The sequence below is a fragment of the Bradyrhizobium sp. AZCC 1588 genome (genome assembly GCF_036924735.1).
Classification (GTDB): Bacteria; Pseudomonadota; Alphaproteobacteria; order Rhizobiales; family Xanthobacteraceae; genus Bradyrhizobium.
Genome location: NZ_JAZHSC010000001.1, coordinates 6,773,754 through 6,784,860, shown reverse-complemented (window position 1 = coordinate 6,784,860; position 11,107 = coordinate 6,773,754). Strand labels below are relative to the sequence as shown.

Here is an 11,107-nt window from a genome sequence, read left to right as displayed (position 1 = left end):
CGCCCCTTTACGCATGCTCTTCCGAAGGGGCAATTTTTTTCACCAACGCCGTCGGATGTGACGGCAGGAAGGACGTAAGGCCATGCATATCGAACCGGAAATCGTGACGGGCGCAAAACTCGTGCTGAGCTATGCAACGGGAATTGCCGCGGGCGGTGTTGCGCTCAAGCTTGCGTTCGATGCCGTGCGCGAGCAGGGCGTCGCTTCGTTCGTTGTGCGTACAATTGCGACGACCGCGCTGGTGTTCTCATTTTTCGAGATCCTTCCGCACTTCCGGGTCGGAGTCTCCGAGGTGCACTTCATCCTCGGCTCCACACTGTTCCTGCTGTTCGGTGCCGCACCCGCCGCGTTTGGGCTGGCGCTCGGTCTTCTGCTGCAAGGCCTGTTCTTTGTACCGGCGGACCTGCCACAATACGGCATGAACGTGACGACGCTGCTGGTGCCGCTGTTCGCGATCCAGGCGCTGGCCCAGCGCGTTATTCCCCGCAACACCGCCTATGTTGATCTCCAGTATCGCCAGGCGCTGGCGCTTTCCACCGCCTATCAGTCCGGCATCGTGGCATGGGTCGCGTTCTGGGCGCTCTATGGTGCGGGCTTTGGCGCCACCAACCTCGCCAACATTGCGACCTTCGCGGGATCCTACGCGGTGGTCATCGTGATCGAGCCGCTGGCGGATCTCGCCGTGCTCGCGCTGGCAAAGTCACTGCGCGGCGTTACGGCCGATGGCTTTGTTACGCCGCGCCTGCACAACGCTGCATAGAGACGACGTGAGGGGCGGTCGTTTACGGCCGCCCTTCGCTGAAGGCATGCTGACGCTCTCCTTGATAGGCATCGGCTGCGGCGATCCCGGGCAGCTCACGCTTGCCGCGATCCGCGCGATCAACGCCGCCGATCTCGTCCTCATCCCGCGCAAGGGCACCGCGAAATCCGATCTCGCGGAATTGCGGCGGACGATCTGCGCCGACGTGCTCACCAACGACAAGACGCGCATCGCGGAGTTCGACCTGCCTGTGCGCGACGCCGGTGAGGCGGATTACCGCAAGGGCGTCGACGACTGGCACGATGCCGTCGCCGCGACCTGGTCGCAAGCGATCGCGGGCGATCTTGGAAGCACGGGACGCGTTGCGCTGCTGATCTGGGGCGACCCGTCGCTCTACGATTCCAGCCTGCGGATCGCGCGACGGCTTGACCCGTTCCCGACGGTCGAGGTCGTTCCGGGCATCACGTCGATCCAGACGCTGTGTGCAGCGCATGCGCTGCCGCTCAACGACATCGGCGAGCCCTTCCTGGTCACGACAGGCCGGCGGTTGCGCGAAGGCGGCTGGCCTGATGGCACCGATACCGTGGTCGTGATGCTCGACGGCGGCGCGGCCTTTCAGTCGCTGGAGCCGAAGGGACTGCACATCTGGTGGGGCGCCTATCTCGGCATGCCCGATCAAATCATCATCTCCGGTGAGCTCGCCGAGGTGGGGCCTCGCATCGTCGCTGCGCGGCAGGAGGCGCGCGAGCGGCAAGGCTGGATTATGGATAGCTACATTCTCAAACGCGGGTCGTGACGCGGCTGACCGGCCCGCGCGAACGCAGATCATTCAGAGGCAGGACAACATGCTCCCCGATTGGGTTTACCAAAAATGCCCCGGCGTCTCGGCCGTGCATCGCGAGGCGGCGTTGGCCCGCCAGGCGCAGCTGACAAAACCGATCGGCGCGCTCGGCCGGCTCGAGCACATTGCGATCGAACTTGCCGGCTTGCAGCAGACGGAGCGCCCGCGGGCGGGGGGCGTGCGGATCGTCATTTTTGCCGGTGATCACGGGATCGTGGCGCAGGGCGTGTCGGCCTATCCACAGGAGGTGACCATCGCGATGATGGCGAACTTCGCCGCGGGCGGCGCCGCGATCTCGGTTCTGGCGCGCGAATTGGGTTCGAGTCTCGAGGTCGTCGACGCCGGCACGCTGGCGGAATCGCCGCTGGCGGGCATTGTCACCGACAAGCCGCGCTGCGGCAGCCGCGATTTCAGCGTGGAGGCGGCGCTTGAGCCGGCGGAGTTGGCCTTTGCGTTCGAATGCGGGAGGCGGGCCGTGTTGCGCGCGGAGGCCGGGCAGCCAGATCTTCTCATCTTCGGCGAGATGGGTATAGGCAATACCACGACATCGGCGGCGATCGCCTCGGCCTTGCTCGGCGTGAGCGCGGAGGAGGTTGCCGGCAGTGGCACAGGTGTCGATGCCGCCGGCCGGGTCCGCAAGGCGCGTTTGATCGATGCCGCGTTGGCGCGGCATGGTCTCACGGGTGCCTCTGCCGAAAGAATCCTGTGTGCGGTCGGCAGTCTCGAGATCGCGGCCATTTGCGGTGCAATCATCGCGGCCGCGCAGCGTCGCATTCCAGTCCTGATCGACGGCTTCATCGTCTCGGTGGCGGCCTTGACGGCGGTGCGTCTCAATCGGTCGTGTCAGCCCTTTCTTCTGCCCTCGCATCAATCGGCGGAGCAGGGACACCGCTTGGTTCTTGGGGCCCTTAATGTACATCCGCTGGTCAGTCTGGATCTCAGGCTCGGCGAGGGATCGGGTGCCGCGATCGCATTGCCGCTGGTGCGGCTTGCATGCGCCCTGCACAACGGCATGGCGACTTTTGCGCAGGCCAATGTGCCGGATCGTCCAGCCGGATGACGGCGGTTTAGCCAACGCGCTGATTGACCGACACCACCCGCCACCCCATCGACAGTCGGTCGATGCGGGTGAGGGACAATGGGTCGATCACGAAGCGCAAGGCGGACTCTGGCGTGAGGTCGAGCGCGATGCACAGCGCGGCGCGGATGGTGCCGGAATGGACGACAAGGGTTGCCGAACCCGCCGCGAGCTGGCCGAGGCCCCGCTGAACCCTGACGATCTGGTCTTTAAAGCTCTCGCCGCCCGGCGGCCGCGAACGTGCGGGGTCACTCCAGAATCTTGCGTAGCCTTCGCCGCCGGCGGCCGCGAGGTCGTCATGGCGTTTTCCGGTCCAGTCGCCAAAATCCTGCTCCCGGAGTTCGCTCACCAGGATCGGATCAAGCCCCAGCGCGCGGGCCGTATCGACGGTGCGCCGCGACGGGCTTGCGTGGCTCGCAGCGCCCTTCGGGAGATGTTGTCGCAGCGCGTCCAGTTGCGTCCGGTCGCTGAGATCGGCCGGAGCGTCCGAAGCGTGAATCGTCCCTGCGATGCCGTCGACGACGGCATGCCGGACCAGCCAGAGGAAGGATTCACCTTCCATTCAACGTCTCCAGGGATGTCTGAACTGCGATGCCTGCGATAGCACTTTTGGCTGAGCCGTTGTCAATGCAGGCCGTCGCTCCATACGAACGTCGCACCGGCGACTGCACATTGACTCTGCGTTCGACTTAATCCTAGATGGTTCCGACGGTTTCCCCTTACGGGGATGAAAAGGGAATGCGGTGCGAGGAGGTTTCCTCAATGCCGTAGCTGCCCCCGCAACTGTGAGCGGAGAATCTTGCGTCACGCGCCACTGGGCATCTCGGTCCCGGGAAGGCGACGCAAGGTAACGACCCGCAAGCCAGGAGACCTGCCGTCAGCCGTGGTCACACGCGAAAATGTCGGTCGGGGAGTACAGACATTCGGCTTCAGCTGAGGCCTCACAGGCCGAAGGTTGAGACCTGGTTCGCTGTGACGTGCCACTGACGTCATACCGAGGTCTCAGCCATGTCCTGTCTCCGTGCCGCGCGGCCGCGCAAGTTCCTGCTCGCGTCCGGCGTTCTCTCTTCTTTTGCTGCCTTCGACATCTCCGCGGTCTGCGCGCAACAGGCGGGCTCCCGCGAGCCATTGCCACCGGTCGAAATTTCTCCGCCCACCGACCAGAAGCGCAAGCAGGCCAAGCCGTCCGGCCGCGACGAGCAGGGCGCGCGCCGCGCGGCGGCAAATAGAGCTGCTTCGCCAGCGACCGCACCGAAGCCGACCGGGGATACGACGCAGACACCGCTCAACACGAACGCCATCGCCGCAAGCGCGTCGCGCCTCGGCCTAGCTGTGCGTGAAGTGCCTGCGACCGTGGAGGTGATCTCGGCCGAGACGATCCGCGAGCAGGGCTATCGGACCGTGTCGGAAGTGGCGCAAGGCGCGGTCGGCGTGACGTCCGGCGACAATCCGGCCGAGCCATCGGCCTTCTCGATGCGCGGCTTTACCAACAGCCAGATCAACGTGCTCTACAACGGCATCAAAATCGGCCCCCAGAACATGACGTCGCGTATCATGGACACGGCCAATCTCGAGGCCGTGGAGTTTCTCAAAGGTCCGGCTTCGCTGCTGTCGGGCGAGGGGGCCAGCGGCGGCGCGATCAATTTCGTCACCAAGCAGCCACACACCGGGCCGATCCGGAACGAGGCCCAATTCTCCTATGACTCGCTGAACTCGTTCCGCAGCTATTATGGCTCCGGCGGTAGCACCAACGTTCAGGGGCTCGACTACCGGTTCGACATCAGCCGCTCCTCGCTCAACGGCTTTGCCGATGATACCAACACCAAGACGCTGGATATCTCGGGTCAGCTCAACTACCGCATCTCCGACAATCTCAAGGTCTGGGGCGCGATCGAATACCGGGAGGATCGCGGCAAGGCCTATTGGGGCGTACCGCTGGTCCCGGTCGCCTTCAGCGGATCGCATGTCACGACCGGCATCGTCTCGGGAAGCTACGTCTCGAACTACAATGGATCGAACCTCGGCCCGGTTACGATCGACGATCGCACCTTCAACACCAACTACAACGTCCTCGACAATCGCAATGTCGCGAGGGAGGTGTGGCTGCGCGGCGGCTTCGAGCTCAAGCTCGCGCCCGGCCTGACGCTGAGGAGCCAGGCCTACGGCTATGGCGCAGAGCGGGAGTGGTTCAACAACGAGGTCGAGGCGTTCAATGCCAATGTGAACCTGGTCGACCGGGAACGCTTCTACGTGGCGCACAGCCAGAAGCTCGCCGGCAACTTCACCGACCTGACCTGGGATACGAACATCGCCGGCATGGACAACCGCCTGGTGACAACAGTTGCCGCAAGCGGCCTTGATTTCGTCCGACCGGGGGCCGCCAATTTCCCGCACGATCAGGTCACGCTGGTCGATCCTGCCCGCGGGTACTACGGCCTGCTGACGACGCAGCAACAGGCGGCGCGGATTGACAATGAATCGCTGTCGTTCGAGGATCGCCTGAAGATCACGCGGACATTCGCGCTGGTCGGTGGCCTGCGCATGGAGCATATCGGGCTCGATCGTAACTCGACCGATGTGAATGGCGTGGTGAAGGCGGGCTTTCCCTTCTCCAAGTCCTGGACGCCGGTGACGGGGCGCATCGGTTACACCTGGGAGGCGGTCCCGGGGCTGACCTTCTTCAGCCAGTACGCGACCGGCGCCGACGTCTCAGCCAACAACATCTTCCTGCTAGGGCCGCGCCAGCCGCTCGACCTGACGACGTCGCAGACCTACGAGACCGGCGTGAAGCATCTGTTCTGGAATAGCAGGGCGGAGTGGTCGTTCTCGGCGTTCGACATCGAGCGGAAGAACGTCTATGCGGCCGCCGGCGGCATGCAGCTCAACGTTGCAGGCCGGCAGGAATCGAAGGGCGTCGAACTCGCGGCTGCCGTGCGCGTCACGGAGGCATTGCGGGTCTGGGGCAACGTCGCCTATGTCGATGCGCGGTATGCCGACTACAACTTTGCCGGCGGCTCGTTCTCCGGCAATACACCGCCGAACGTGCCGCGCGTCGTCGCGAACGCCGGCGCAGCGTACCGATCCTTCACGCCCTGGCTGATTGAGCTTGGCGTCGTCGGCCGTCACGTCGGCGATCGCTATAATACCGATGCCAACACAGTGACCATGAACGCCTATACCGTCGCGGACCTCTATGCCTTCGTCGACATACCGAAATCGGTGTTCAACGCCGTCGACCAGACGCGGCTGACATTCCGGGTGCGAAACGTCACCGACAAGCGTTACGCGATCTGGGGCGATCCGTTCTATCCCGATCAGATCCTGTTGGGGGCCCCGCGCACTTATGAGATCTCCGCTGCGTTCAAGTGGTAGGGGCGTAACCCGCATGATGGGCGGAATAGTCCTGTTGCACCGATGGCTCGGTGTCGCGTTCTGTCTCCTGTTCGCGATGTGGTTTGCGACCGGCATCGTCATGTATTTCGTTCCGTTTCCGTCCCTGTCGGAAGCGGAACGCTTTGCCGGCCTTGCACCCGTGGACAGCACGCGTGTGACCATCAGTCCGTCAGATGCCGTCAGGGCCAGCGGGATCGAGGATGCCGCGCGTGTTCGCCTGATCCAGCGGAGCGACGGGCCGGTGTACGTCGTATCAGGGTCGTCGCAATGGCAGGCGATCCGTGCGTCGGACGCGACGAATGCCGCGGTGAAATCTCCCGACATTGCTCTCGCTGCGGCGAGGGGGTCATGCAGGCGGGCCCGGCCTGGATATCTCGCGCGCGTCAGTCGTTGAGCTCGCGGATTATGATCAATGGAGCGTGCCGAACGGCTTTGAAGATTTCGATTTTTCTGTTGTCGATTAGGCGACTGCGACAAACGGGTGTTCTCCTTCGTTCGAGGATAGTTGCGTACTCAATGCCCGCGAAAGCTCTTCACCCCTCGAATAGGTCGGCGCTGATGAGGATGACCGGCTCGGACGAGGCAGGCATCGCAATCAAAACCGACGCGCGTGTCTATTATATTGCATGATTTTGTTACATCTCGTTTTGTTACATCTCGTTACGGCAGTTGCGGCCTTCTTAGGCACAATCATAAAGAGAGCGCAGGTTTTATGGCAGCAGCACTGTCTTGAAGTCGCCTCGCGACTGCACCATGTTGGGGTGGTCGATGAGACGCGTAGGACTTATCGACATCACGGTAGGCAACGCGGTGCGCCTCGGCGCATTGCAACGTTCCGCCACGCGACGCTGCGCGTCGCAACACATCGCTACGCAACGCTTGAGCCGCTGGGGAAGCCCGGCGGCTCCCGCGCGTTTAGCGCGGACGCTCCCCTCAATCGCCTGTGGCTCCGAGACGCCTACCGCAGCCAGCCGGAGGCTGAAACCGAGGATATCTGACAACGAGGGCGCGAGCTTATCCGCCGGTTCATGCCGGCGAGCCTTATTTCGGTGAGTGCAAATCGCCTTGAAGCCAGCGTCCAAGGCCCTTGGACTTCATGGGGTCTTCGAACGCGGCAAAGCTCGTAAGTACCTGATTGCAGACAGCGCATTCAAACGTTTGCAAGTCGACGCCCCGGGCGCGTGCTGGCTCGATGCTAACGAGCATCATCTGGGCCTTGCACTTCGGACAGGCGGGGCGCTCAATTGCAGCGAATGGAATGACGGACGAGAGGCGTTGAGATTGGGGCATGATGCTTCCCTCGAACAGGCGGGAGCGCAACACTCTCTGTCACCGGTAATGCCTAGGAGGCGGAGCGGTGATTGCCTGAGTATGCGCCTGAGGGATCGCAAACGCGAGTTAATTCGCAGATATTTGGAAGGAAGGTAAGCGCCCCGCGGAAGTTGCGAAACCGGAAGCTCCCGCCCGATGCGGCGAGCGTCCGCCGCCAGCTGCCGGTCTGGGGCCTGTGGCAACGGCGCGGGGAAATGAAACGGGAGAGTTCTGTCCATGATCGAGGGGATCAGCGCGGTTACACTCGGCACCCACGAAATGGCACGAGCCGTCCGATTCTACTGCACGCTGGGGTTTGAGGTCCTGCACGGCGGCGAAGATTCGTCATTCACCAGCTTTCGAGCGGGAACGAGCTATCTCAACCTCATCACCCAGCCTAACGAGCGGCGCTGGTCCTGGTGGGGGCGGGTCATCTTCTACGTTGCCGATGTTGACGCACTTTACGACCGTGCACTCGCAGCGGGATACCAGCCAGCTACCGTGCCCAAGGATGCCGAATGGGGTGAGCGCTTCTTCCACCTAATTGACCCCGATGGCCACGAACTCAGTTTCGCTCGGCCTTTGCTCCCGGCTTCCGGCCAATAGCAGCTCGAAGCAGGATTTCGCCACACTCGGTCGAGGCGATACTCCAGAAAATGCTGTCGAATTGTGGATGAAAGAGGCTCCTCGGCTAATCCGTTTCACTTACCTCGATGCGACCGAGCATGCCGGGACCGTCCAAGAGTACAAGATCATGTCGACCCCGGAATCGTTATCACTTACACGATCCGAAGCTCCTCGATAAGCGGAAGCACAAAGGAATTGGCAAGTTCGTCGCATTTGAGGTTCCAGTGTCGCTCGCTAGGGAGCGCTACGGCGGGCATTTTCAAGCAGTCGAGAGCGATCTGCACGAGACCGATGATTTGAGAGTGCTCGACTTTAATGGCCAGCGGGTGTTTCAGCTCTTTCGTTTCGATGAACTCGGTGCACCGATTCTTCAAGAACAGCGGTGATCCGGTTTTGTCTTAAAGCATGATCCGAAAGCAGCCTGGGAATTTCCTGTTCAGGTGCGAAAAGCCGACTCGCCATCTCATTCGATCACCTCATCGGCGTGGGCAAGCAGCGACGGCGGGATGACGAGGCCAAGTGCCTTGGCATTCTTAAGTCTTAAGGTTGATAACCAGCTCGAACTGGGTCGGCTGCTCGACGGGCAGCTATTCCACGACGTAGATGGCAAGCACGTTCGTGGCCTGGTCCCCGACCTTAACTTCGTGCACGGCGCCGGGGCACCGAAATCTAAAATTCAATTTAATGGTGTCGGCGGATTGCTAACCTACATCAGCTTCGCGTCCGAGCTAGGTCCGTTCATCCCCGATAACGGACATCGCAGTACGGCTTCTGCACGTCCGCTTGGTGCCATTGTCGAACTCCTTGAGGCGCTCGTTGACGGCTCTCAGTTCTTCCGGTCTGCCCTCAACAGCGGACCTTGGCGAAAGCGTGGGCGAGTCCGGTTCGTGCCGTTAGTCGGATTAACGATGCCGGCCGGCAAGCCCTTAATTTGGTCCAGCGCGCTTGGCGGCTTCGGCGCCAGGGCAAATCCTGGCGCGCCAAGCCAGCGCGAGGTCAACCGAGATACCTAAGCGAACCGTCCAAAGATAGCCAAGAAAGCCGGCGAGTTTGGGCGGGCGAACCAATCGGACCACCATGTCCTCTAACTCCAACGCCAGTATCGTTAAGAAAGCTCGCACGAAAGCCGAGGCGGATTTTGCCACTTGGCTCATGATGGCCAAGCTCGGTGGTTTCGATGACCTTCCGTCAAACGCACAGGGCTTTCTGACTAACTATCGAACCCGACTCGAGACGATGAGCGAGGCCGAGTCCACGGCCCTGGCCGTTCGCGAGGTCTACAGCGCTTATTACAGCGAGATGGGAGGCGTGGGCGCGGCGCCGGAACCAAAGGCCCGCACACAACGACAGAGGGCAAAGTCGTGCGCTTCCAGAGACGGCCTAAACCTCAGCCCGCTCCATCGGCTGCCCGCCATTCGACGAGGCCAATGATCCGAAAATCCCTCTCGGCACTGCTGATTTTCGCGAGCATGGTGGCTCTGATTGTCGCATATAGATATCTGACGCAGTAAAACCGCCCGCGGATTGTGTGCGGGGAAGAAATGCGCTCACAGCAACCGCGCGGAACCTGGGCGGCTCGCCAAGCTTCTCTACCGCGCCCGCCACGCCACCTCTAGCAGCGGCCCGCCTCGTATGACCTCCGCATCTACACAAACGCGATGTCCGCGACGTCCGCTTTTCCGCTGATAGCGACCAAATAGCGGAAAGCGCGCACTGCCAACAGCGGTCATTCCGCAACCGCGTAGATGAGTGCCGCCCTCACCGGGAAGCGAGGCGGCGCGTCGGGTGGAGCGGGCACAAACGCCACAAGCCATTTGAAGCCTCGCCTTTACGCTTTCGGTACACAGGCTTGACCTTGACGCCCGCGCGTCGCAGGTTTCGGGGCGCTGCGCGCGGCTCGCGCGCCCAACAGGCAGGATCGATCCTTCATGGCATTCGTGCAGTTCACGCAACCGGACGATCAGCCCATCGTCATCAACACGGATAGGATCGTGACCGCCACACCACTGCCCGACGGACAAGGCACGCGCATCACCTTCAACAACGGTGGCCATCAGGACGTGAAGCAACTCATCGCTGACGTGCTGCGGCAGTTGAACATAAGCGCGTAGGCTCAGGACATCGCCGCCTGGGCGAATCATTCCGCCGATCAAGTGAGATCGTGCACTTTCTGGAGTGCTGCCCAGTGTCGCAGATTGGGTCATTTCCAGACTTGGAAGCGGCTCCAAAGGAGGTCCGCTCTGCCCCGACAAGCCGACATCGGCTGCCGGTTTGCGCGCTTGTCTGAGATCATTAGTCAATCTCAGCACCATTCCGCAGCACAACAGACAACGCCATCATGACATCGCCTAGGGCAACCTCGACAGGTTAGCGGCACGATAGTCCGGCCTCTATTTCGGTCCAAAAGCCGCAGTGCGTCCGAGAATCTGCATGCCGTGGTGGGTCGAGTGGAGCAGAAGCCCAATCGTGACCGCCACCAATGCGACAGAAGCGACGAAGATACGTAGCATTGTTTATGCGCAGTTCCCGGTAACGTGCTCACGCAGAATGCGCGCTCGTTTATCTCAGCTTCGGCGGTACGAGCCCATCTTTAGCGGAGGACGAAGGGGCGCGACCGCCTAACTCTCGCGCTTCGGTGCGTTAGTCAGGTTCGCGCTGTAACGCAGTGTCGCCAAAAGCTAGGAAGCCCTCGGAGAGATCATCTCCGGGGGCTTCTTGGATCGTCAATTGGGTACATCCGCCAATTCAACGATACTGCTGTCGCAATCTTGCCACCTGATCATGTGCAGTATGTGGCAGCGGTGCGTCGCCAGCGTGATCTTATTCCGCCAGAAAGGCGCGGGCAGACAGCTCGCGACGCGTCTACACCGTTGAACAGTTCGCCAAGACAATGGTGGATGAGATATGGTCAGTTCCTCTTAAAGGTTCTGGCGTTCTCCAGACGCCGCTCCCAGTCGCGGCGACGCTCCCGTTCAGCCGCCCGATCAAAGCTGTGGAACGTCCGCTTGTGTGACGTCTGAGACGTGCTGACGTACCCTGCGAATGTCCGCTGATCGGGGTGGACCGGAAGTGGCTGACCGACCGCCAAAGCGACGCG

The 11,107-nt window shown here is 61.9% G+C and carries 10 protein-coding genes, 1 pseudogene and 1 riboswitch; of the genes and pseudogenes, 10 read left to right on the top strand and 1 reads right to left on the bottom strand.

What is annotated here, in order from left to right; translation table 11 throughout:
* The first annotated feature begins 82 nt into the window (after nt 1-82).
* From V1277_RS31645 to cobT, 3 genes are read left to right on the top strand one after another with little or no spacing between them, the layout of a single operon-like run.
* Nucleotides 83-760, top strand: a complete 678-nt coding sequence (locus V1277_RS31645) for an energy-coupling factor ABC transporter permease (RefSeq protein WP_334419639.1) — start codon at nt 83-85, stop codon at nt 758-760.
* A 46-nt stretch (nt 761-806) separates the two neighbouring features.
* Nucleotides 807-1,556 (top strand): precorrin-6A synthase (deacetylating), encoded by a 750-nt coding sequence (gene cobF / locus V1277_RS31640; protein ID WP_334419637.1) that lies wholly within the window; start codon nt 807-809, stop codon nt 1,554-1,556.
* A 49-nt stretch (nt 1,557-1,605) separates the two neighbouring features.
* Nucleotides 1,606-2,661 (top strand): nicotinate-nucleotide--dimethylbenzimidazole phosphoribosyltransferase, encoded by a 1,056-nt coding sequence (gene cobT / locus V1277_RS31635; RefSeq protein ID WP_334419635.1) that lies wholly within the window; start codon nt 1,606-1,608, stop codon nt 2,659-2,661.
* A gap of 7 nt (nt 2,662-2,668) precedes the next feature.
* On the opposite strand, the gene V1277_RS31630 is transcribed toward cobT, so the two are convergent.
* Nucleotides 2,669-3,241, bottom strand: a complete 573-nt coding sequence (locus V1277_RS31630; RefSeq protein WP_334419633.1) for a histidine phosphatase family protein — start codon at nt 3,239-3,241, stop codon at nt 2,669-2,671.
* A 130-nt stretch (nt 3,242-3,371) separates the two neighbouring features.
* A riboswitch (cobalamin riboswitch) is annotated at nt 3,372-3,572 on the top strand.
* A 115-nt stretch (nt 3,573-3,687) separates the two neighbouring features.
* On the opposite strand from V1277_RS31630, the gene V1277_RS31625 reads away from it, so the two are divergent.
* From V1277_RS31625 to V1277_RS31595, 7 genes and pseudogenes are all read left to right on the top strand, one after another.
* On the top strand, nt 3,688-6,051 hold the full coding sequence (locus V1277_RS31625) for a TonB-dependent receptor (RefSeq protein WP_334419631.1): 2,364 nt from the start codon (nt 3,688-3,690) through the stop codon (nt 6,049-6,051).
* Nucleotides 6,052-6,064: 13 nt separating this feature from the next.
* A complete protein-coding gene (locus tag V1277_RS31620) occupies nt 6,065-6,466 on the top strand; it encodes a hypothetical protein (RefSeq protein WP_334419630.1) in 402 nt (133 codons plus the stop codon).
* 1,154 nt (nt 6,467-7,620) lie between these two features.
* A complete protein-coding gene (locus V1277_RS31615; RefSeq protein ID WP_334419628.1) occupies nt 7,621-7,989 on the top strand; it encodes a VOC family protein in 369 nt (122 codons plus the stop codon).
* Nucleotides 7,990-8,234: 245 nt separating this feature from the next.
* On the top strand, nt 8,235-8,396 hold the full coding sequence (locus V1277_RS31610) for a hypothetical protein (RefSeq protein ID WP_334419627.1): 162 nt from the start codon (nt 8,235-8,237) through the stop codon (nt 8,394-8,396).
* 138 nt (nt 8,397-8,534) lie between these two features.
* Entirely contained in the window at nt 8,535-9,023 is a 489-nt protein-coding gene (locus V1277_RS31605) for a hypothetical protein (RefSeq protein ID WP_334419626.1), read from the top strand.
* A 64-nt stretch (nt 9,024-9,087) separates the two neighbouring features.
* Nucleotides 9,088-9,521 (top strand): annotated as a pseudogene (locus V1277_RS31600) (hypothetical protein).
* A gap of 417 nt (nt 9,522-9,938) precedes the next feature.
* Nucleotides 9,939-10,121, top strand: coding sequence for a hypothetical protein (locus tag V1277_RS31595; protein ID WP_057855957.1), 183 nt, complete (start codon nt 9,939-9,941; stop codon nt 10,119-10,121).
* Nucleotides 10,122-11,107 lie beyond the last annotated feature (986 nt).

What these genes read in the sequence shown, in the direction of transcription:
- V1277_RS31645 (WP_334419639.1), top strand. Translation starts at nt 83, where the DNA reads ATGCATATCGAACCGGAAATCGTGACGGGCGCAAAACTCGTGCTGAGC.
- cobF (WP_334419637.1), top strand. Translation starts at nt 807, where the DNA reads ATGCTGACGCTCTCCTTGATAGGCATCGGCTGCGGCGATCCCGGGCAG.
- cobT (WP_334419635.1), top strand. Translation starts at nt 1,606, where the DNA reads ATGCTCCCCGATTGGGTTTACCAAAAATGCCCCGGCGTCTCGGCCGTG.
- V1277_RS31630 (WP_334419633.1), bottom strand. Translation starts at nt 3,241, where the DNA reads ATGGAAGGTGAATCCTTCCTCTGGCTGGTCCGGCATGCCGTCGTCGAC.
- V1277_RS31625 (WP_334419631.1), top strand. Translation starts at nt 3,688, where the DNA reads ATGTCCTGTCTCCGTGCCGCGCGGCCGCGCAAGTTCCTGCTCGCGTCC.
- V1277_RS31620 (WP_334419630.1), top strand. Translation starts at nt 6,065, where the DNA reads ATGATGGGCGGAATAGTCCTGTTGCACCGATGGCTCGGTGTCGCGTTC.
- V1277_RS31615 (WP_334419628.1), top strand. Translation starts at nt 7,621, where the DNA reads ATGATCGAGGGGATCAGCGCGGTTACACTCGGCACCCACGAAATGGCA.
- V1277_RS31595 (WP_057855957.1), top strand. Translation starts at nt 9,939, where the DNA reads ATGGCATTCGTGCAGTTCACGCAACCGGACGATCAGCCCATCGTCATC.